Here is a 21,197-nt window from a genome sequence, read left to right as displayed (position 1 = left end):
TCAGATAATAGATATTTGTCTTTGTAAACCAGGACGATTTCATTGTCTATTAAAAATTGAGAACGGAAATTTATTAAAATTATTTTAAAAGTTGAGATTCAACAAAATCGAGAATATCTTTGGCGACTTCATCCTTAGATTTCAGATTAAATTCTTTCTTTTCCGTCCTGGTAAATATTTTGATTTTATTGGTATCATTTTTAAATCCGGCGCCTTCATCACGTAAAGAGTTCAGAACAATCATATCCAAATTTTTCTTTTCCAGCTTTCCTTTTGCATTTTCTTCTTCATTCTGAGTTTCCAATGCAAATCCTACTAAAAATTGGTGCGTTTTCTTTTCCCCCATCGTTTTAAGAATATCAGGGTTTTTCACCAGTTCAATGATTAGATTTTCATCATTCTTTTTAATCTTTTCCTTTGCAGCTTCTTTCGGTGCGTAGTCTGCAACAGCAGCACTGGCAATTCCAATGTCAATTCCATCATAAAATTCGAAGACTTTAGCCAACATTTCTTTAGCAGAAGTCACTTTATGTAATTCAACATTTTTATCATGAATCGTCTGGGAACTCGGTCCGGAGATCAAAATTACTTTTGCGCCTCTTTTTGATGCTTCTTCGGCTAAAGAAAAGCCCATTTTACCTGAAGAATGATTTCCGATGAATCTTACCGGATCAATAGCTTCATATGTTGGGCCAGCCGTAATCAAAACTGTTTTTCCTTTAAGAATTTCCGTATGAACATCTGTACTAAAGTAGCTCTCAATAGTATTAAAAATAGTTTCAGGCTCTGCCATTCTTCCTTGCCCAATCAATCCACTTGCTAATTCTCCACTTTCTGCAGGAATTATAATATGTCCGAAACTTTCTGCAAGTTCCAGATTTTTCTTGGTAGAAGGATGAGCATACATATCCAAATCCATTGCAGGAGCTATAAAAACCGGACATTTTGCAGACATATACGTTGCAATCACCAGATTATCACACATCCCATGAACCATTTTAGACAGTGTATTTGCTGTACAGGGCGCGACAACGATTGCATCTGCCCATAAAGCCATTTCCACATGGCTGTTCCAACTTCCATTATCTCCATAAAAGTCGGAATAAACAGGCTTTTTGGATAAAGTTGACAGACTTAATTTCGTTACAAAATGTTCAGCGTCAGGAGTCATAATCACCTGCACTTCGGCACCTTTTTTTACAAAATCTCTAATGAGAAAATGAATTTTGTAAGCGGCAATTCCTCCGGAAACTGCGATAAGTACCTTTTTACCGGAAACACTCATTTAGTTTTAATTTTTTGAAATACTAAAATACTTATTTTTTCCCATAATCAGGCTTTAAAACAAAAAAGGTCATAAAAGAACATCGCTCCTTTATGACCCTCATCTATAAAAAGACAAAATAATTATTTTCTGTCTTCTGTTTTTCTGAAATAGATATCTTCGTTTAACCATTCTTCAATAGCAATTGAAGTTGGCTTTGGAAGCTTTTCGTAATGTTTAGAGATCTCAATTTGTTCTCTGTTTTCGAAAACTTCTTCTAATGTAGAATTGTGAACAGCAAATTCATCCAATTTGTTGTGAAGCTCCGTACGGATCTCAGCATTGATTTGCTCTGCTCTCTTTCCCATGATAACAATAGCTTCGTAGATTGAACCTACTTTATCTTCAATCTTATCCTTATCGTAAGTAATAGTATTTACTTCTGCTTTTGTATCTTTTACACTCATTTTGAGAAAATTATTTTTATTTTAAGATGGCAAATTTACGAATTATCTTTGAATTTTGAAAGTCGCTGCAGGTGGCGGAGTTTTAAGTGCCGCACTGTCCCTCTGGATCTGCATTGCTTTCTTTTCATTGCTGATCTGATCTTTGATCTGCTGCTCTGTTTTATTCTGTGCAGCTAATTTTTCAGCTTCTTTCTTTTGTCTTGCCGTTAAAGCAGCTATTCTAGCTTCTGTTTGCTTTTTAACAACGACAAAGTTTTGTTTTTCTTTTTCCAATTTTGCACGTAGGTCAGCTGCAGTTTTGGCATATTCAGTATTTGGTAATTCTTTTTCTACCAACTTAGTATAAGTTAATGCGCTTTCAATACGTTCGTCTTTAAGGTCATAGATTGATTTTGTAGCCAACTCATAACGTGATTTCATGATATAATCATAAATTTTCGGACGAAGCTTTGTACTTGGAAAATCCTCCAATACGTTTTCCAATGCTACATTTGCCGCTTTATAATCTCCCATTTTGAAGTACTGTCTGGCATTCTCATATGCTTTAAATTCTAATTTATAAGACAGCTCGTCAATAAGTTGAGTGATATTTTTTGACCTTTCAGAATTAGGATAGTTTGTCAGGAAGTCCTGAAGTTCATTAATAGCCAATTCTGTACTGGATTGATCTAAGTTATAATCCATAGATCCTTCATAGTAGCATAGGGCAGACATATAAGATGCTTCTTCTGCTCTGGGATCTTTAGGAAAATTCACTGCAAAATTTTTAAACTGATGTCCTGCTAACTTATAACTCTTATCATAATAGTTAGCATAAGCAGTGTTAAATCCTACATTAGGAAAATCATCTGTTCCTGCCACAAGGTTAGCTAGTCTGTCATAGAGAGCCAATGCATTTTTCCACTTTTTCTTCGCGAAGTTTTCATTAGCCGCTTTTAAGATAAAATCTTTATCAGCACTCTTCATTGCTCTTTCCTGCTGGCTTACACATGATGCCATCACTGCTACAGCAAAAAGACCTAAAATATATTTTTTCATATAAAAAATTCAACAGTTTTCGGATTATACAGCCGATTTACTAATTTGCAAAAATATAACTTTTTTGTCAATAGATTTTTTTTTATGAATATTTAACGTAATTTTAGTCTGCAGCGTATCCCAAAATTGCAAAAACACTCAATAAAAGATTCATTCTCACCTTTTTTTCAGCTTCTTTAGCGTATGCTTCTTCATTTTTACTCGGAACATACAGCTCATAAAAGTTTTTGTTTCGAATAACAAATAAGGTGGAACCAATGATCATGGTAAGGATATCTTCGGGTTTTGGTGTAAAGGTAAAAACCCCTGAAGCAACTCCTTTTTTAATGACCTCATCCAGTTTTTTGACAAACAGTTGATAGAAATCCAACAGTTCATCTTTCAGATTCTCTGTATGACGAAGTTCCTGAGTTACAAACCCATGGAAATAATTGTATTTAAATAGCTGGGAAACGATATACTTAATCATTTCACGCATCTGCATTTCCGGCTTACCTTCCTTGATTGTATCAGCAAATTCGGAAAAATTTTCCCTTGTCTTCAAAACTCTATACTGATAGAGATAAGACATCATCTTCTCTTTAGAACCAAAGTAATATGATATCATCGCGACATTGATATTTGCTTTGGAGCATATATCTCTTACAGAAGTTCCCTCATACCCTTTCTTTGCAATCAATTCTTCTGCAATATCAAGTATGTGAATCTGTTTTTCCGTAAATTTTTTTTTCATAAAGTGTAGTTTGAGTAAAGTTAAGAAATTTTTAACACATTTATAAACGATCGTTTAATAATTTTATATTAATTCCAAATAATAGTATTTTTGAAAATGGAATTTTTTGATTTTCATCATCATAAAAAAAACATCAGGAACGGGATCTACAATTTGGAAATTGGAAAAATTCCGCCATATTCCCCCTATTCAATGGGGATCCATCCACAGGATATTGATTTTAACAATCTGGAAAAACAGCTAGATTGGATGAGAAGCATGATGTTTGAAAACTGTTTCGCGATTGGAGAATGTGGATTAGATTCTCTGGTAATGATTGATCAGAAAATTCAGGAAGAAGTTTTTTTAAAACAGATTATAATGGCCAATGAAGTCAGAAAACCGATCATTATTCATTGCGTAAGAAAATTTTATGAAGTAATTTCTTTTAAAAAGAAGGCCGAACAGCCTATGATCATTCATGGTTTCAATAAAAAGAGGCGGATTGCAGAAGATTTACTTGCTAATAATTTTTATCTGAGTTTTGGAAAAGCTGTTTTGTATAATTTATCTTTGCAGGATATTTTAAAAAACACTCCATTAGACAAAATCTTTTTAGAAACAGACAATGATGATTTTAAGATCGAAGAATTATATCTTAAAGTATCAGAAATAAAAGGAATTTCTTTGGATCAACTCAATGAACAAATTTTAGAAAATTTACACATAATAAAAAATGGATAAATACTGGCTGGAGAGGACTGAACTCTTGATAAAGGAAGATGGATTGGAAAAGCTTATTAAAGCGAATGTCCTGGTTGTTGGTTTAGGCGGAGTAGGGTCTTTTGCCGCAGAGTTTCTTGCAAGAGCCGGTGTTGGGAATATGACCATTGTGGACGGAGATACAGTAGATATTACTAATATTAACAGGCAGCTCCCTGCCTTACATTCTACTGTTGGGAAGCATAAAGTAGAGGTTGTTGCAGAAAGATTACTGGATATCAATCCTAAGCTTAATTTAATCAAAATCAACGAGTTTTTGAATCCTGAAAGAATGGATGAAGTACTGGATTCCGGCAAGTTTGATTATATACTTGATTGTATCGACAGTGTAACACCAAAGATTTGTTTGATAAAGGCCGCCAGAAGAAGAAAAATCAAAATCGTCAGCTCGATGGGTGCCGGAGGGAAAATGGATCCAAGTATGGTTATGGTAAGGGACATCAGCAAAACACATAATTGTTTCCTTGCCAAGCAGGTAAGAAAAAGATTAAAGAAAGAAAAGATCAACAAAGGTTTTAGATGTGTATTCTCTAATGAAATTCAGAAGGAAGAAAGTTTAAAAATGACTGATGGTAGTAATTTTAAAAAATCATTCTACGGTACGATCAGCTTTATTCCGGCTATTTTTGGTCTGTATGCTGCTGCAGAAGTAATCAATTATTTAGTGAAAAAAGATTAATGCAGAATTTTAATTATCCCAAAGCAGAAAAACTCAAAAAAAATACTGAGATCAGTTTACTTTTCGAAAAAGGTAAATGGCGTACTTCTGGAAATCTAAGAATCATTATTCTGAAAGATAAGCCTAACCTTCCGATAGAAAGTGGAAAGTTTGGGGTTTCTGTTTCTAAAAGATATTTTAAAAGAGCTGTGCATAGAAATCGGGTGAAGAGACTTTTAAGGGAATGCTATCGTCTGAATAAAGATTTATTTAAGAATGCTTTTGGAGAAAAAACGATTGCGATGTTATTTTGGGTTTCTTCGGATATGCCTCAAAAATTTCAAGATGTGGAGGCACAATTTATCAAACTTTGTGAAGCTCAGAAAAAGTAATATTACAATCTGGAAATAAGTAATTAATATCTAATAAAACTTCTATCTCATAGATTTTCCTTACCATAATACAGGTTAGACAGCCTTTTTACTTTTTTATAGACATTCCATTGGTTTTAGTCAAAACTTAATTCTATATTTCTCAAATTGTACTGATGACTCAGGTTTTACAGATAGGGCTGCATCTATATAAAATGTCATTCTGACGAAGGAAGAATCTCTGAGATTCCTCGATTCCTCGGAATGACAAGCCGACTCCTTATTGTGCCAAAATATAATTATGTAGAAATAATAAAAAAGGCAATTCTTCACAATATAAATTCCGAAACTCGAATTCCCTACTTCATATCTCACCTACTTTTTGTATTTTTAGAGGAAACAATAAATCTGAAAATTAAAATGTTAGATCAAGTTCCCTTCCTTCCCTATGTAATCAGTGCTTTCATTGGCATTGGATTAGCAGCTGCTACAGGTTTTCGAGTCTTTTTGCCTATGTTCATTGTAAGTTTAGCTTCCTATTTTCATTGGATCCCAATGAATGAACATTTTGATTGGCTTGCAGGTTTACCAACGCTCATTACCACAGGAATTGCTACAATTGTCGAGATTTTAGCTTATTATATTCCTTTTATTGATCATTTGCTCGATACCATTTCGATTCCTATGGCAACAGTAGCCGGTTCTATATTATTTGCAAGTCAGTTTGCTGATCTGGGAACTTTTCCACAGTGGGCACTGGCTTTAATTGCAGGTGGCGGAACAGCCGCTACCATCAGTTCCGGATTTGCCGGAATACGTGCTGCCTCAACGGCAACAACTGGAGGATTAGGAAACTCTGTCGTAGGAACTACTGAAACTGCAGGAGCAGGAATTATGTCTGTTCTTGCTATAGCAATGCCAATTATTGCAGCAGTTTTTGCCATAATATTATTAATTGTCGTTATATTCTTTGGCCGAAAAGCCTGGAAAAAATTACGGGGTGATAAAAAAATATCTGAAAATCTATAAATAAAAAAGAGGCTGTCTCAATTTGGCTTTTGTCATTGACTACGTCGAATCTTCGATTTCTGGCGAAGGAAGAATCTCATTGATGATCAGTCATTTGAGATCCTTCACTCCATTTCTGAACTACGTTCGTAAACTTTCAGTTTATGTTCAGAATGACACTTTTTAGACAGCCCCTTTTTATTAATTTTTACTTCTAAAGTCTTTTATTTCTTTAATTCTGGCTTCGAAATGCTCTTTTTTCTCAGGGCTTTTTCTAATCAGTATTTCGTATGCTTTTATTGCTTTAGTATATAATTTTTGTTCAAAGTAAAGATTAGCCAATGTCTCTGTCATCAAGTGTGAGATATCATCATTCTTTTCTTTTACCACGTATGTACTCTCTTCTTTAAGTTGGCTGATTCGAGGATTATTTTCAATAAAGGTTTCAATTGCTTTTTCCTTAATTTCCGATTTCTCTTTTTCGGTTTCTTCGGTTCTGTCGATCTTTAGCCAGCTTTGCCAGGTATTGATAAAACCCGGGACATTACTATCTGTAGAAGATTGAGTCGTAGTATTCACCACTGCTCTTTGCATTGTTTCTTCTTTTTGGGGTACTTCTTTATTTTCTTCCTTTTCTTTTTCAACCTTCAAACTAGAAATATCAGTACCAAAGAACGATACATTCATTACCCGAGCTTCCTCTTCATTAGGAATAGCTACATCAGGTTTGTTTTCTATGCTTTCTGAAGATTCTTTTGTCTCTTCAGGTGTTACGTCCTCTTTAATTGGCAAAAACTCTTCAGAAGAGTCTTCTATGTGATGTTCAACTTCCTCAATTGCTGTTTCAGTATTTTTATCTTCTGTTTCAGCTATTGTAGTTTCTTCTTGTATTGGAACGACAACCTTAGGTTCAGCAAGTTTTTCAGGTTTACTGATTAAAGAATCAGGCATATTAGACTCAAAACTCATTGGCTTCCACGCAGATTCTTCAACAGGTGCCTCTTCTTGAGCTGCTGTAATTTCAACCATGGTCTCTACTATCGGTTCTTGAACTTCTGTAGCTACCGTTTCTGATGGTTCAGCCTTTATATCTTCAACTTTTGGAGTTTCTTCTTTTTCTGTAGACCAAAAATGGAAACTTTGAGTTTCAGCAAAGCTTATTTCATGATCTGAAGGAACTTCCGGTTCTTCTTTTGATTCATCAACATCAGGTTTAGTCTCCTTCATTTTCTTTTCAACCTCCTGAATCAGACGTCTCATCTCTTCCTCATGTTTATTTACATTTGGTTGAGAAGATTCCGTTACATCAATAACTTCTTCATTATTCGGTTGAATTTTAACATCAGGCAAAAAGGCTTCCGACCCATGGAAACTGAGTTCTGCATCAGGCTCAACTGGTGTTTCTTCGGGATTGGAAATTTCATTGTTACCATCTACACTTTCTATTTCCTCTGAAACTTTATTTACTTCTTCTTCAACATTAATTTCCGGCAATAAAGCTTCTGTTTCGTGAAAACTTATGTTTTCAGCTTTATCAACTTTTTCTTCTACAGCTTCTGAAGTAATTTCATCTTCATTAATAATCGTTTCAGGACTAAAACTTTCGCCCGTTCTTTCTTCTATTTCTACCTGTTCTGTTTCTTCTTCCTCCTTAACAGGCTCAGATATTAACGTTTCTTGTTTTTGGATTACCAACGTTCCGGATTCCAAAGTAGATTCAATATCTATTTTTTCCGGATTGACTTCATCAAGAAAATTTTCTTCCCCTTCAAATAGAATTCTATTGCGTTCCCCATTTACAAAAACAGGTTTAGTTTCTAGTGAAGTGGGTAAAATACAAGCTTCCGCCTTTTCTATTTCTTTTTCAGGAGCAGCCTCTCTTTTGATGGGAAACCCTTTATAAGCATATCGTGGTTTGTCAGATTGTTTTGAAGATTGTTTTTCTCCTCCTATTTCAGGCTCCGGCTGTCTTTTTATCACTCCATTGATCAGCTGATAAAGAATCTTTTTATCTGTAGTGTAAGCTGCTGTCGTAGAAAGCTCTTTCTGATAATTTTCTTTATCATACAGATGTACTCCATATAAATGAAGTGCCCTAATATTTTGAATATAGGGAAAAGCGTGAATCTCTTCTTTCAAAAGATTAAGATCTTCTGAAAGAATATTTTTCGGATTTTTTAATAATTCTAAAACTCTTGGATTCATCTTACCAATTCGCTACAATGTCGTTAAATATCTTGTTAATAATCCTTTCAGTAACAATTTTCACTTGTGAACTTTCGATATCACTTTGTGATAAATTACTGCTGAAAGCAGCTTCATCCGAATACGTTCTGTCAAAACTTGCATCCGGGTGCAGCTTATTCTCGTAATGCACCTTTACTGTAATTGTAAGTTTATTCTGAGACTGTTGGATCACACCTCCTGCAGGGTTAGGTTGTGTATTGGAACTAATCGTAGTCGGTGTAACCGCATAATCCGTGATTTCTCCTTCTATCAGAAGATCCGGATTTTCTTTGGTCCCTTTCAATGTTGTTCGCTGCAAAAAACGGTTTTGAATATCTGTAGAGAACTGTTGTGACAATGCAGGGTTTACAAGAGGGGCATTATTCGGGAACTCATTAATCTGAATGGTTTTTTCATCTGTAAGAGCTCCTCCCTGAGTAAAACTGTAGCATGAATGTAATACTCCAAGCAAAGCAAAGAGCATCACCGTCAGTATAGATTTTCTCAGGGTTATATTTTTAATTTTATAATTCATTGTTAATTCCGATTTCAGTAATTTCATCATACTCAATTTGTTGAATTGCATCTTCATAAGCAAAATAATTCGCTGTATATAAAAACGGGAAAGTAAGTAAAATCCCAATTCCACAAGCAATGATACCAATCTGAGCAAGAAGACCTACAACAAATGAAAAAAGAAAAATTGACAATAAGTTCCCTTTCGTCATCACTTTTGAAATATTCCAGGCCGTTTTGATATCTTTAATTCCTTTCAAACTAATCAGTGGAACAATATAAAATGCTTTCAATACAAAATAATAGATTGCTACCATTATTAAAAACATATAAGGAAACATAAAAACCGTCACCATTGGATTGGGTTGATCACTATTAGGCATAGTCAAAACAAGCAGAATAACTAATGGAATATAAAGCACTAATACACCACCCAAAATAATAAGCTGTAAAATAAAATAAGGCATAAAATCTTTAAAATCAAAAATTTCTCCGGGACTTGCAGCCTGATTTCTGGCACGTTTATGTAGGTATTTATATAAATTTCCCATTGCTAATGCAGAACAAAAAGGAATAATAGACATAATACAGCATAGTAAAAATGCTACAAAAATGTTTCCGAAGTCTTTCTTTAAAAATTCGAAACCTTTATTAATATATTCTCCAAGTTTAAAATTGATTGGCTTAGGTGTTAAATTTATTTCCATTATTTTAGTTACTGTGTTAGTCTTCTAAGTTATATTGTTTTATTTTTCTATATAAAGTTCTTTGAGAAATCCCCAGCTCATCCGCTGCTCTATTTCTCCTACCCTTATGCTTTTCTAACGCCTTTATAATCAAATCCTTTTCGTTATTTTGAAGCGAGAGAGATTCCGGTCGGTTTTCTTCAACTTCAATATCTTCAATGTCCTCATAAGTATCTTCCGGAGTTGAGATAATCGTAGGGGTCTGAACAACCGGCACCTCATTATTTTTATTCTCAAAATACAATAAAGATCCCTGATTAGCCTGTGGCTGACTTTCAGGAGTATAAATCCTGTTGATCAGATTTTTCTCATGAATGCTTAGATCTCCTGCTCCTCTGTTCTTTATTAATTCCGAAGTTAAGGATTTTAAATCATTAATATCGTTACGCATATCAAAGAGAATTTTATACATGATTTCCCGCTCGCTTCCAAAATCATTTTGTTTTGGAGTATTTTGCGTATTGACAACCATAGGAAGATGGGTTTCCATCGGAATATATTCCGCTAATTTTTCAGCTGTAATATTTCTGTTTCTTTCCACTACGGTCATTTGCTCAACAAGGTTCCTTAGCTGACGAACGTTCCCCGGAAATGAATAATTTTCAATATAATGCACTGCACTAGGCTCTAATTCCAATTCAGGCATTCTATATTTTTCTGCAAAATCTATTGCAAATTTTCTGAATAACAAGTGAATATCTCCCTTTCTATCTCTTAAAGGAGGCATATCAATCTGAACGGTATTCAAGCGGTAATATAAATCTTCACGAAATCTTCCGTCATGGATTGCTTTCATCATATTCACATTGGTAGCCGCTACAATTCTCACATTGGTCTTCTGTACCTGTGATGAACCTACCTTCATAAATTCACCACTTTCCAATACTCTTAAAAGACGAACCTGTGTCTGTAATGGAAGTTCTCCTACCTCATCCAGAAAAATGGTTCCTCCATCTGCTACTTCAAAATATCCTTTTCTGGTGGCTGTAGCTCCGGTAAAGGCTCCTTTTTCATGCCCAAATAATTCGGAATCTATAGTCCCTTCGGGAATCGCACCACAGTTAACCACAATATAGGGCTGATGCTTTCTTCTGGATTCGGAGTGAATAATCTTCGGAATAAATTCTTTTCCTACTCCACTTTCTCCTATTACCAAAACGGAAATATCCGTAGGGGCAACCTGAATGGCTTTTTCTAAAGCCCTGTTAAGTGCGGGAAAATTTCCGATAATGCCGAAGCGGTTTTTTATGCTTTGTAATTCGTTGCTCATAAGTAAATTTTTGATTATTGATTTAATGTTGATCTACAATTCTTCAATCTGTTTTCTGTAGATCTTGTTAAAATGATGGGTGTAGACATCTTTCATTGTCTTTCCCTCATCATACGTTTGCAGGGCTAACTTTTTTAAATCCAAATAATCCTTGTTTCTGATTTTAGAAACTTTACTTTTAAAGTATATATTTTCAGCAAAGTCGTATTCTTTGCTTTGTTTTTCAAAATTCTCAAGGGCTTTATCATATTTTCCCAGCTCGAAATAGGTCACTCCCAACTGGTAATGATCAAACATCCCTTTTACGTAACCTCTTGTTGCCAAAAGATCCTCAATAATTCCTGCAGCTTTTTCTTTCTGCCCTAAAGCACTATAAGACATAGCTTTCACTATGCCCAGGTTATAATCTCCATTCAGAGATCTTCCTAAATCCTCCGGATAATATTTTTTAAGCTCTTCTAAATCCTGAATGGCTCCTTTATAATCTCTTAAAAACTGGAATTTACACCAACCTCTATACCCAAGATGCATTTTAGGGTCTAAAGCAACAGCTTTATCAATCAGGAGTTTCCAGGTTACAAAATCACCGTTTTTAAGGTATGGAACGGCTTTCTCCATGTAGGCATTATCAAAATCCGGACATAGTTCGGTTGCCTTATCAAAGCCTTCCTGAGATTCGTCGGAACCCTGTCTGTCGGAAGCCCAGTTGTATAGTTCACAAGCTTTTTTACAGTCCTCACCCTCTATTGCATTACAATTAACTTGTGCAATAGTATTGGTGTACACTATAAGTAACAAAAAGCTAAGGTAATACCTCTGAAACTTTTCCATTTTCAATTTTATAGGTTAAATACTGATAGTAATCTACTTTAAAACCTTCTATCTCTTTTGGTTTCCAACCATCCAATGATTTGGTAAATTGTAATAATTTATTTTCAAGCTCCTGATCCAACATGGCATCTTTCCACTCTGAATTCATATGCTTAAGCCTAAATAGGCCCGTCTTTCCTTCACAATTTACTAAAAATCTGACAGTAATATAACCGTTGATATTCTTTTCAGACTCTATATTTTCTTTATTTAATTTTTCGACAATTGCAATCTTTTCCCCTTTGTAATCAAATTGTTTTACCCCTTGATAGTATTGAAAACTGACCGGCCAATCTTTAGCTTTTCCACATTTTTTAAAATCGGCAGCATCTTGTGTTGTATCAAATTCAATATCTCCTACCGTCTTAGGGTATTTACTTATTCTTTCTGTCTGACAAGATATCAGAGCAAAAGAAAAAAGGCAAAGGAAAGAGATGGCTTTTATCAAAACAAAACTTTATATTATTCAGAAATCCTTCCTAAAAGCGTGCCTTGGGTGTTGTCATAAACAAAAACATCCACAATGTCACCAATTTTCTGTCCTTCCAATTTATCGAATACACAAACGGCATTCTGAGAGTTTCTTCCTTTCCACTGGTTTTCATTCTTTTTGGAAGTTCCTTCAATTAAAATCTGATGCATTCTTCCTACATAGGATTCCATTCTGTTTCTTGAAAGTTCTCCTTGTAATGCAATCACCTCAGCAAGACGTCTCTGCTTTACATCAGCCGGAATATTATCTTCCATTTTTTTATGGGCAGGTGTTCCCGGTCTTTCTGAGTAAGCAAACATATAACCATAGTCATATTCTACTTCTCTCATCAAACTTAATGTATCTTGGTGATCTTCCTCCGTTTCGTTGCAGAACCCAACAATCATATCTTGTGAGAATGCTACTTCAGGAACAATTTCTTTCGCTTTTTTTATCAACTCTAGATATTCTTCACGAGTATGCTGTCTGTTCATCGCTTCAAGCATATTATTGCTTCCACTTTGTACAGGAAGGTGTACATATTTACAGATATTATCATGCTTTGCCATCATCCTGAATACATCAAGACTCATATCCTGCGGGTTTGAAGTTGAGAATCTGATTCTCATTTCAGGAACTGCTTTAGCTACCAAATCAAGTAGTTGAGCAAAGTTAACTGCTGTGGCTTTCTGCATTTCAGAGGCTTTAGCAAAATCTTTTTTAGGACCTCCTCCGTACCATAAGTAGGAGTCTACGTTTTGTCCTAAAAGAGTAATTTCTTTATATCCGTTATTGGCAAGATCTTTACATTCGTCTATAATAGAGTGTGGATCACGACTTCTTTCTCTACCTCTGGTAAACGGAACTACACAAAAAGTACACATATTATCACAACCTCTGGTGATGGTCACAAAAGCAGTAACTCCGTTTCCACCCAAACGTACCGGATTAATATCCGCATATGTTTCTTCTTTAGAAAGAATTACATTGATGGCATCTCTACCATCATCTGTTTCCTTCAAAAGATTTGGCAAGTCTCTATAGGCATCCGGACCAACAACAAGATCAACCAATTGTTCTTCTTCCAAAAATTTGGTTTTTAGTCGCTCCGCCATACATCCCAGAACTCCTACCGTCATGTTTGGCTTTTCTTTCTTAAGGTTTTTAAATTGGGAAAGACGCATTCTTACCGTTTGTTCTGCCTTTTCACGAATAGAACAGGTGTTTAACAGGATAAGATCTGCTTCCTCAGCTTTCATCGTTGTATTATACCCTTGTTCGTTAAGAATAGAAGCAACAATTTCAGAATCAGAGAAATTCATCTGACAACCATAGCTTTCTAAAAACAATTTTTTAGAATTCTCTGGTCTTTCTGCAATAGCAAAAGCTTCTCCTTGTTTAGTTTCGTCTATATATTTTTCTTGCACGATAATCAATTTAAGGTTTAGAATCTACCTTTTCAGGATTTTCATCATGAATTTAAATTCCAAACAGATGAGTCTGCAAAGATACAAAATATTGTGACAGAATGGCAGGGCTATTTTTTTGAATGTTTTTAAAACTTTACAATACAAAAGCTTTCCAAAAATCATTCGCCTATCTGGAAATTCTATGATTGAAAATTAAGTTCTTTCGGTAAAAAAAATGTTTTCAACTAAAAAAATACATAAGAAAAAAATGGAAATTATTTTTCCATTTGCTAATCAATATCAGCTGTTATAGAAGAGAAATTCATTTTAACTTTTATCTGTGAGGCAACAGGTTGTCCATTACAAGATGCAGGAATCCAGTCCTTTTTAATCCTTCTTACCACATATTGCATATCATCAAAAAAAACTTTACTATTTTCAACTTTGGGAGAACCGGTTATACCCGTTACTTTCCCATTAGCATCAACTGCTAAAGTAAAGGTAAAGTCTCCAGCCAATGCATAGAAATCCGAATTCAGATAAGCAAGCATATACTTGTTCAATATATTTTTATACGTGGCAACGCCCCCTTCAAAGGCTGCGGGTTTAAAATTATTGCAATTAACAGCCACCTGCATAAAAGGTTCTTTAATATCTATTTTTAAAAGATTTTTATTATTCTCTTTGATAAAAGAATCATCTCTTTCTTCCTGATCCTGAGCAAACGAGAAATTTGCAACACAAAGAGCCAAAAATAAAAATAGAGTTCTCATAACTTAATTTGTATTAATTATTAAAAAGCAGGCAAAGGTAAATATTTGCTTCACGTATCAAAATAAAATTTCACATAAAACATAAATTTTTAAAGAAATTTTAAAGACAAACCTCTGATATCTTTTCAGAATCACCTATCACATAATCTATAATCTTATAACAACCCTTTAATATGTTTATAATTTGATTTTACCGTTTCAAAAACTTCTTCCATTTTACCTCCCAGCATGAGTTGCGCCATAGACTTTGTCATTCCTATCACCTGGTCAAATTCAATTTTAGGAGGAAGAGCTAATGCATTAGGATTGGTAAAAATATTCAAAAGATAAGGTCCCTTATGATCCAGACATTCTTTAATGGCACTTTCTACTTCTTCAGGCAGATGAACATTTTTACCAGGATATCCCATAGCATGGGCAATCATAGCGAAATCCGGATTAATCATATCCGTTTCGTTATCCGGCAAACCACCCACTTCCATTTCTAATTTCACCATTCCCAGCGCTCTATTATTGAAAACAATCAATTTTACAGGAAGCTTATACTGAAAAATGGTAGCCATATCTCCCAACAACATAGACAATCCACCATCCCCGCACATCGCAATGATTTGCTTGTCAGGATGCGATAAAGCTGCTCCTATAGCCATCGGCATCGCATTTGCCATTGATCCGTGATTGAATGACCCTAGCATTTTTCTTTCTCCGGTTCCTGTAATAAATCTCGCACCCCACACGCAACACATTCCTGTATCTACTGTAAAAATCGCATCTTTTTTAGCAATCTTATCTAAAGTGTGTGCAACATATTCCGGCTGAATCGCATTTTCTTTGCCAGGATCGTTTACATAAGTGAGCTGGTTTTCTTTTACTTTTTCATAAAACTCCAATTGCTCATTCAAAAAGTGAACATTTGTCTTTTCTTTCAATAAGGGCAGCAAGGCTTTAATTGTTTCTTTGATATCTCCCGTAAGTCCCAACTCCAACTTAGCTCTTCTTCCTAACCTCTCAGGACTTTCATCAATCTGAACAATCTTATTTTTTAGCGGCATAAATTTCTGATAAGGAAAATCCGTTCCTAAGAGAAGAACCAGATCAGCATCATGCATCGCATTATAAGCAGATGGGAATCCTAATAGCCCGGTAAGACCTACTTCATTGGGATTATTGGGCTGAATTGCCATTTTCCCCCGAAAAGAATATCCTACGGGAGCCTTTAGAAGCTGGGACAATTGCACCACTTCATTTCTAGCTTCTGTAGCTCCTATTCCACAATACAGTGTTACTTTTTCATTTTCGTTAATGAGATCTGCTAACTTTTTAAGTTCATCATCCGAAGGCCTTATAATAGGGTTGGTTTTAAAAATCTGAGCTGAAGTAGTTGCTTCCTCAGCATCCAATTCGGAAACATCTCCGGGAAGTCCAATCACCGCAACTCCTTTCTTAGAAATAGCATGCTGAATGGCTGTTTGAACAATTCTTTGCACCTGCTCCGGTCTCGTAATCATTTGATTATAATGACTACAATCATCAAATAATTTTATTGTATTCGTTTCCTGGAAATAATCCATTCCCATCTCCTCACTGGGAATTGTAGAAGCAATCACAAGCATTGGAACATGAGAGCGATGTGCTTCATATACCCCGTTAATCAAATGTACATGCCCGGGACCACAACTTCCTGCACATACGGCAAAACCATCTAGTTCAGCTTCTGCAGCAGCAGCATACGCTCCTACTTCCTCATGTCGTACATGGATCCATTCAATACTACTTTTTTTGACAGCAATATTCAGATGGTTAAGGCTGTCGCCGGTTACTGCATAAATTCTTTTCACATTGGCATTTTCAAGCATTTCAACAATTTGCTCGGCTATATTTTTGGCCATAATTAATAGATTTTGTCGTTATTTTTGGAGAAAATACGGTATTAAACCCTGTATTTCTATCAAATTTAGCCAATTAAACGATCCTTCCGTAGAGTTTAAATGTTAAAAATTTGTAATTTATTATCATTAAACCTAACAGGTTTTGGAACCCTGTTAGGTTTACCACCGAAAATCTTTGTTATCAAAAACCAAAGTTCATAATTAAAACTATCGAGCTTATGGGTGGAAACAAAAACGGCCGCCCAAAAGGACAGCCGCTCATTTTATATTTTTGATTTAAATCACTTCAATCTGATTTCTCAATAAATCTTCAAATTCATCTCTTTTACGAATCAGATGAGCTTTTCCATCTAAAAACAAAACCTCAGCAGGTTTCAATCTTGAATTGAAGTTTGAGCTCATTTCGAAACCATAAGCTCCGGCATTATGGAAGGCAAGAATATCTCCTTCTCTTACTTCATGTAGTTTTCTGTCCCAGGCAAATGTATCCGTTTCACAGATGTTTCCTACAACGGTATAAATCCTTTCCGCTCCTTTTGGATTAGACAGGTTTTCAATCATGTGATAAGAATCATAGAACATCGGACGGATCAAATGATTAAACCCGGAATTCACTCCTACAAAAACAGTAGCTGTAGTCTGCTTAATCACATTGGCTTTCACTAGAAGATAACCGCTTTTCCCAACCAAGAACTTTCCAGGCTCAAACCACAATTCGAATTTTCTTCCTGTTGATTTTGAAAAATCAGCCAACACTTTTTCCACTCTTTTACCCAGTGTTTTAACGTCTGTTTCCTCTTCGTTATCCTGATAAGGAATTTTAAAGCCACTTCCCATATCCAGATATTTCAGATTAGGAAAATGCTCAGAAAGATCAAGCATAATATCTAAGGTTTGTAGGAATACCTCAGGATCTTTGATTTCACTTCCTGTGTGCATGTGAAGTCCTTCCACATTTACATTGGTACTCTTCATCACTCTTTCGATGTGACGAAGCTGGTGGATAGAGATACCGAATTTACTATCGATGTGTCCCGTTGAAATTTTATAGTTTCCTCCTGCAAAAATATGCGGGTTGATTCTTACAAAAATCGGGTAAGAATTTCCATATTTATTCCCGAATTGCTCAAGAATAGAAATGTTATCAATGTTAATATGAACTCCGAAAGTCATTGCTTCCTCTATTTCAGCTAAGTCAACACAATTTGGAGTAAAAAGTATTTTTTCTTTCGGAAACCCTGCTTTTAATCCAAGTTTAACTTCATTAATAGATACACAATCCAAAGAAGCACCCAGGTTCTTGACATACTTAAGGATATTGATATTTGTCAACGCCTTCGCTGCATAGAAGAACTTTGTGTGTTTTAAAAAAGAAGATGTAAGTTTTTCGTATTGAATTTTGATGGATTCTGCATCATACACATACACCGGGGTGCCAAACTCATTGGCAATCTTTAATAATTCTTTTGAATTCATAATTTCATTTTAACATAAAAAAAGGCAGATTCTTAGAAAAAGAGCCTGCCACATTGATTATTTTTTATGCAAGACAAGTCTTTTAAATATTCCAAACCTTAGAGAACTTTACAGCTCCCTTTTTTCCAGTTTTAATTTGTTTAAAAATTTGCATTGCTTCTATTTATTTTTTGCAAAAATACTATTTATTTTTTTATTCTAAGAAAATTGATTGGATTACTTCGGTAATGGTAAGGTCTCAAAATCACCACGAAGGAGTGCCAATTGCAGTTCATTATTCAAATCTGAAGAGGATAAAGGAAGATCAATTTTCAGCTTGGCAAGCTTACTCAACGTCTGAATTTGGGTAAACAGTTCATAGAATCCAAAGGACACCACCTTCCCATTATCTATAATTAAAAATAATTTCTCGCCTAATTTTCTTCCGGCACCCAGCCAAAGCTCATTTCTTTTTCTGAATTCTATTTTCTGCTTTAGTACAGTAACATCATTGAATTCTTCCTGAGAATCAATAAACTGGACAGCTTTTGTTCCCTGAGTGAATGATCTGAACTTTAAAATCGGTTTCTCTGTCTTATTGAGTTTATTTTTTTCCACAACGTATTTATTGTTTCTAAAATAAAGCCCAAAAGGCAGAATTTCTTTCTTTTTAATATTCTTAGAGTTCAGAATTAATTTGGCTATAATATCCGTTCCGGTTAACTCAAAGTTAATCTGTTCAACTCCTTTCTGAACCAGCTCCCATTTTTTTGATTTGGAATTGAAAACCTTTTTGGAAAATTTGTTGATATCCTGAACATAATCTGAAAAAATAATCTTTCCGTCTTCGTTTTGAAAATAAACAAATCCTTTTTCATTCGGTAAATCCTGAGTTAGTTCTTTGACTTTATTGATATATGTTTTAGCATTGGTTTCTTCATGCTGTTTTTGGATAATCTCGTTCGCAGTATCTTTTGAAATCAATAATTTAAACAACTCCAACGTTGCCCTTGCATCACCATCAGCTCTATGATGATTCGTTAAAGGAATTCCCAATGATTTCACCAGTTTTCCTAACGAGTAACTTACTTCATCAGGAATCAGTTTCTTGGCTAACGGAATTGTATCTAAAGTATTGATTTTAAATTCATACCCTAATCTTTTAAAAGACTGGCGAAGCATTCTGTAATCAAATTCAATATTATGTCCTACCAACGTCGTATTTTCAGTAATTTCAATAACTCTGCGGGCAATTTCATGAAATTTAGGAGCTGTTTTAACCATTTTAGGGGTAATGCTCGTCAATTTTTGTACAAAAGGAGTAATATCTCCCTCAGGATTTACAAGAGAAATAAACTGGTCAGTAATCTTCTGACCATCATATTTGTAGATGGCAATATCTATAATGCATTCATGCCTATAACCTGCACCATTACTTTCTATATCTATAATTGAATACATTTAATTTCTCGTTAACTGCTTTTTTAAATTTATATAAATCTTTGATTTTATGGTTTCTCCAATAAAACACCCTTTATTTTGTTGAACCTTTGATATTCTCTTCAATAAAGATAACCTGCTAAAATAACAAAAAATATATCAAAAACATAGCAGGCTATAGTATATTGTACATCAAAACTATCTTCTTCTGCCTCCTAATCCAAACATTCCAAGAATCGCTTTTGCTCCTTCTCTCATTAATGTATTGGTAAAGGTTCTTCCCGCCTGACTTTGTAAAACCTGCTCAAACATTCCGGGTTCTTCTTTCACCTGTTTTGTTTTTTGGGTAGGTGCCGGGTTCAGGGCGGCCTGTTCCATTCTACTGGTCAACATTTCGTAAGCAGACTCTCTATCAATAGCTTCTTCATATTTCGCTACTAATGCTGATTTGGCCGTTAATTCTGAAATCTCCGCTTCATTCAAAACATCCATTCTGGATTCCGGAGAAATAAGGTAAGTATGTACTAATGGAGTAGGAATACCTTTTTCGTCCAATGCAGTTACAAATGCTTCTCCGATCCCTAAACTCTGGATCAATGTTGAAGCATTATAATATTCTGTTGTCGGATAGTTTTCAACAGCTTTGGAAATTTCTTTCTTGTCTTTGGCTGTAAAACCTCTCAATGCATGTTGTATTTTCAATCCCAGCTGTGACAATACATTTTCAGGAACGTCACCCGGAATCTGGGTAATAAAATAAATCCCTACCCCCTTGGAGCGGATCAGTTTTACCATGGTTTCAATTTGGGACAACAGTGCTTTTGAAGCTTCATCAAAAATAAGATGGGCTTCATCAATAAACAATACCAACTTCGGTTTTCCACTGTCTCCTTCTTCAGGAAAAGTCATATAAATTTCGGCAAAAAGCGAAAGCATAAAGGTAGAAAACAACTGTGGTTTATTTTGAATATCTGAAACTCTTAAAATATTTACTACTCCTTTTCCATCTCTTGTCGCCAGCAAATCCTGCACATCAAAGCTCAATTCTCCAAAGAAATCTGCAGCTCCTTGTTGTTCCAGAGCAACGATAGATCTTAAAATAGCACCTAAAGAAGCTGGAGCTATCGATCCGTAGTTAGCCGCAAGTTCCGCCTTACCTTGAGCATTATCTGTAACATATTGCAACACCTTTTTTAAATCCTTAAGATCAATCAAAGGAAGTCCTTTATCATCACAGTATTTAAAAACAATAGACATGATACTTTGCTGGGTATCATTAAGTTCCAAAATCTTACTTAATAAAACAGGACCAAATTCTGTAACAGTGGCTCTTAACTTCACTCCTTTTGCGCCGGAAATTGTCATCAATTCTACAGGAAAACCTTGCGGCATATAGGGAAGCTGAGTTTTAGCATATCTTTCTTCAATGATAGCATTCATTTGCCCCGCTTCTGCAATTCCGGAGAAATCTCCTTTGATATCCAATACTAAAGATGGAATTCCCTGATGGGAAAGCTGCTCTGCAAAAACCTGTAATGTTTTGGTTTTCCCAGTCCCTGTTGCTCCGGCGATAAGACCATGACGGTTGATTGTTTTTAGAGGGATTGTTACATTCACTTCCGGAACCACTTCTCCATCCAGCATTCCCTTTCCTAATATAATGTGGTCTCCTTTTGGAGTATATCTAGCATTTAATTCTTCAATAAATTGTGCTTTGTCTGCCATTTGATCACTTTTTTTAACTTATAAATATAAAAGTTTTTATAAAATATTGAATGATATTTACCGGGAAACTTCATTCAACACTCCCGGAAATCAACTTTCCTCTCT

Annotated in this window: 20 protein-coding genes; 4 read left to right on the top strand and 16 right to left on the bottom strand. The window is 35.0% G+C overall.

Annotated elements, in window-relative coordinates; genetic code table 11:
• Nucleotides 1–79: 79 nt before the first annotated feature.
• The 4 genes from coaBC to CW752_RS15055 all read right to left on the bottom strand — a co-directional run bounded on the left by coaBC (nucleotide 80) and on the right by CW752_RS15055 (nucleotide 3,502).
• Nucleotides 80–1,285, bottom strand: coding sequence for a bifunctional phosphopantothenoylcysteine decarboxylase/phosphopantothenate--cysteine ligase CoaBC (coaBC, locus tag CW752_RS15070; RefSeq protein WP_101240524.1), 1,206 nt, complete (start codon nucleotides 1,283–1,285; stop codon nucleotides 80–82).
• A 122-nt stretch (nucleotides 1,286–1,407) separates the two neighbouring features.
• Complete coding sequence (locus CW752_RS15065) at nucleotides 1,408–1,731, bottom strand: DNA-directed RNA polymerase subunit omega (protein ID WP_027372958.1); 324 nt, start codon at nucleotides 1,729–1,731, stop codon at nucleotides 1,408–1,410.
• A gap of 42 nt (nucleotides 1,732–1,773) precedes the next feature.
• The gene (locus CW752_RS15060) at nucleotides 1,774–2,769 is read right to left on the bottom strand and encodes an outer membrane protein assembly factor BamD (RefSeq protein ID WP_101240523.1); all 996 of its coding nucleotides are present in this window, start codon (nucleotides 2,767–2,769) and stop codon (nucleotides 1,774–1,776) included.
• Between the two features lie 103 nt (nucleotides 2,770–2,872).
• Nucleotides 2,873–3,502 carry a TetR/AcrR family transcriptional regulator gene (locus CW752_RS15055; protein WP_066693165.1) on the bottom strand — a complete coding sequence of 210 codons (630 nt, stop codon included), beginning with the start codon at nucleotides 3,500–3,502 and terminating at the stop codon, nucleotides 2,873–2,875.
• Nucleotides 3,503–3,598: 96 nt separating this feature from the next.
• On the opposite strand from CW752_RS15055, the gene CW752_RS15050 reads away from it, so the two are divergent.
• From CW752_RS15050 to CW752_RS15035, 4 genes are all read left to right on the top strand, one after another.
• Nucleotides 3,599–4,225 carry a TatD family hydrolase gene (locus tag CW752_RS15050; RefSeq protein ID WP_101240522.1) on the top strand — a complete coding sequence of 209 codons (627 nt, stop codon included), beginning with the start codon at nucleotides 3,599–3,601 and terminating at the stop codon, nucleotides 4,223–4,225.
• A complete protein-coding gene (locus tag CW752_RS15045) occupies nucleotides 4,218–4,943 on the top strand; it encodes a ThiF family adenylyltransferase (RefSeq protein WP_101240521.1) in 726 nt (241 codons plus the stop codon). The genes CW752_RS15050 and CW752_RS15045 overlap by 8 nt, the downstream gene beginning before the upstream one ends.
• A complete protein-coding gene (rnpA, locus tag CW752_RS15040) occupies nucleotides 4,943–5,314 on the top strand; it encodes a ribonuclease P protein component (RefSeq protein ID WP_101240520.1) in 372 nt (123 codons plus the stop codon). The genes CW752_RS15045 and rnpA overlap by 1 nt, the downstream gene beginning before the upstream one ends.
• A gap of 399 nt (nucleotides 5,315–5,713) precedes the next feature.
• Entirely contained in the window at nucleotides 5,714–6,322 is a 609-nt protein-coding gene (locus CW752_RS15035) for a DUF4126 domain-containing protein (protein WP_101240519.1), read from the top strand.
• Between the two features lie 180 nt (nucleotides 6,323–6,502).
• Here CW752_RS15035 and CW752_RS15030 read toward each other — a convergent pair whose 3' ends face one another.
• From CW752_RS15030 to CW752_RS14975, 12 genes are all read right to left on the bottom strand, one after another.
• On the bottom strand, nucleotides 6,503–8,506 hold the full coding sequence (locus CW752_RS15030) for a hypothetical protein (protein WP_101240518.1): 2,004 nt from the start codon (nucleotides 8,504–8,506) through the stop codon (nucleotides 6,503–6,505).
• 1 nt (nucleotide 8,507) lies between these two features.
• A complete protein-coding gene (locus CW752_RS15025; protein ID WP_101240619.1) occupies nucleotides 8,508–9,062 on the bottom strand; it encodes an LptE family protein in 555 nt (184 codons plus the stop codon).
• Nucleotides 9,052–9,750, bottom strand: coding sequence for a hypothetical protein (locus CW752_RS15020; RefSeq protein ID WP_101240517.1), 699 nt, complete (start codon nucleotides 9,748–9,750; stop codon nucleotides 9,052–9,054). Before CW752_RS15020 ends, CW752_RS15025 begins: the two co-directional genes overlap by 11 nt.
• Before the next feature lie 16 nt (nucleotides 9,751–9,766).
• Nucleotides 9,767–11,059 carry a sigma-54 interaction domain-containing protein gene (locus CW752_RS15015; protein ID WP_101240516.1) on the bottom strand — a complete coding sequence of 431 codons (1,293 nt, stop codon included), beginning with the start codon at nucleotides 11,057–11,059 and terminating at the stop codon, nucleotides 9,767–9,769.
• 33 nt (nucleotides 11,060–11,092) lie between these two features.
• Nucleotides 11,093–11,890, bottom strand: coding sequence for a tetratricopeptide repeat protein (locus tag CW752_RS15010; RefSeq protein ID WP_101240515.1), 798 nt, complete (start codon nucleotides 11,888–11,890; stop codon nucleotides 11,093–11,095).
• On the bottom strand, nucleotides 11,862–12,377 hold the full coding sequence (locus CW752_RS15005) for a hypothetical protein (RefSeq protein ID WP_101240514.1): 516 nt from the start codon (nucleotides 12,375–12,377) through the stop codon (nucleotides 11,862–11,864). Before CW752_RS15005 ends, CW752_RS15010 begins: the two co-directional genes overlap by 29 nt.
• Before the next feature lie 14 nt (nucleotides 12,378–12,391).
• Nucleotides 12,392–13,828 carry a tRNA (N6-isopentenyl adenosine(37)-C2)-methylthiotransferase MiaB gene (gene miaB / locus CW752_RS15000; protein WP_101240513.1) on the bottom strand — a complete coding sequence of 479 codons (1,437 nt, stop codon included), beginning with the start codon at nucleotides 13,826–13,828 and terminating at the stop codon, nucleotides 12,392–12,394.
• 272 nt (nucleotides 13,829–14,100) lie between these two features.
• Complete coding sequence (locus tag CW752_RS14995; protein WP_101240512.1) at nucleotides 14,101–14,583, bottom strand: hypothetical protein; 483 nt, start codon at nucleotides 14,581–14,583, stop codon at nucleotides 14,101–14,103.
• A gap of 155 nt (nucleotides 14,584–14,738) precedes the next feature.
• Nucleotides 14,739–16,472: a thiamine pyrophosphate-dependent enzyme gene (locus CW752_RS14990; protein ID WP_101240511.1), complete on the bottom strand. Its 1,734-nt coding sequence runs from the start codon at nucleotides 16,470–16,472 to the stop codon at nucleotides 14,739–14,741.
• 276 nt (nucleotides 16,473–16,748) lie between these two features.
• Complete coding sequence (gene lysA, locus CW752_RS14985) at nucleotides 16,749–17,948, bottom strand: diaminopimelate decarboxylase (RefSeq protein ID WP_185117647.1); 1,200 nt, start codon at nucleotides 17,946–17,948, stop codon at nucleotides 16,749–16,751.
• 216 nt (nucleotides 17,949–18,164) lie between these two features.
• Entirely contained in the window at nucleotides 18,165–19,388 is a 1,224-nt protein-coding gene (locus CW752_RS14980) for a PolC-type DNA polymerase III (RefSeq protein ID WP_101240509.1), read from the bottom strand.
• A 177-nt stretch (nucleotides 19,389–19,565) separates the two neighbouring features.
• Nucleotides 19,566–21,092 (bottom strand): helicase HerA-like domain-containing protein, encoded by a 1,527-nt coding sequence (locus tag CW752_RS14975; RefSeq protein ID WP_101240508.1) that lies wholly within the window; start codon nucleotides 21,090–21,092, stop codon nucleotides 19,566–19,568.
• Between the last annotated feature and the right edge of the window lie 105 nt (nucleotides 21,093–21,197).

The organism is Chryseobacterium sp. PMSZPI (assembly GCF_002835665.1).
Taxonomy (GTDB): Bacteria; Bacteroidota; Bacteroidia; order Flavobacteriales; family Weeksellaceae; genus Chryseobacterium.
This window is presented reverse-complemented; position numbering and strand designations above follow the sequence as displayed.

Bases quoted from the DNA above. Each gene is read 5' to 3' on its own strand.
- coaBC (WP_101240524.1), bottom strand. From the start codon at position 1,285: ATGAGTGTTTCCGGTAAAAAGGTACTTATCGCAGTTTCCGGAGGAATT.
- CW752_RS15065 (WP_027372958.1), bottom strand. From the start codon at position 1,731: ATGAGTGTAAAAGATACAAAAGCAGAAGTAAATACTATTACTTACGAT.
- CW752_RS15060 (WP_101240523.1), bottom strand. From the start codon at position 2,769: ATGAAAAAATATATTTTAGGTCTTTTTGCTGTAGCAGTGATGGCATCA.
- CW752_RS15055 (WP_066693165.1), bottom strand. From the start codon at position 3,502: ATGAAAAAAAAATTTACGGAAAAACAGATTCACATACTTGATATTGCA.
- CW752_RS15050 (WP_101240522.1), top strand. From the start codon at position 3,599: ATGGAATTTTTTGATTTTCATCATCATAAAAAAAACATCAGGAACGGG.
- CW752_RS15045 (WP_101240521.1), top strand. From the start codon at position 4,218: ATGGATAAATACTGGCTGGAGAGGACTGAACTCTTGATAAAGGAAGAT.
- rnpA (WP_101240520.1), top strand. From the start codon at position 4,943: ATGCAGAATTTTAATTATCCCAAAGCAGAAAAACTCAAAAAAAATACT.
- CW752_RS15035 (WP_101240519.1), top strand. From the start codon at position 5,714: ATGTTAGATCAAGTTCCCTTCCTTCCCTATGTAATCAGTGCTTTCATT.
- CW752_RS15030 (WP_101240518.1), bottom strand. From the start codon at position 8,506: ATGAATCCAAGAGTTTTAGAATTATTAAAAAATCCGAAAAATATTCTT.
- CW752_RS15025 (WP_101240619.1), bottom strand. From the start codon at position 9,062: ATGAATTATAAAATTAAAAATATAACCCTGAGAAAATCTATACTGACG.
- CW752_RS15020 (WP_101240517.1), bottom strand. From the start codon at position 9,750: ATGGAAATAAATTTAACACCTAAGCCAATCAATTTTAAACTTGGAGAA.
- CW752_RS15015 (WP_101240516.1), bottom strand. From the start codon at position 11,059: ATGAGCAACGAATTACAAAGCATAAAAAACCGCTTCGGCATTATCGGA.
- CW752_RS15010 (WP_101240515.1), bottom strand. From the start codon at position 11,890: ATGGAAAAGTTTCAGAGGTATTACCTTAGCTTTTTGTTACTTATAGTG.
- CW752_RS14995 (WP_101240512.1), bottom strand. From the start codon at position 14,583: ATGAGAACTCTATTTTTATTTTTGGCTCTTTGTGTTGCAAATTTCTCG.
- CW752_RS14990 (WP_101240511.1), bottom strand. From the start codon at position 16,472: ATGGCCAAAAATATAGCCGAGCAAATTGTTGAAATGCTTGAAAATGCC.
- lysA (WP_185117647.1), bottom strand. From the start codon at position 17,948: ATGAATTCAAAAGAATTATTAAAGATTGCCAATGAGTTTGGCACCCCG.
- CW752_RS14980 (WP_101240509.1), bottom strand. From the start codon at position 19,388: ATGTATTCAATTATAGATATAGAAAGTAATGGTGCAGGTTATAGGCAT.
- CW752_RS14975 (WP_101240508.1), bottom strand. From the start codon at position 21,092: ATGGCAGACAAAGCACAATTTATTGAAGAATTAAATGCTAGATATACT.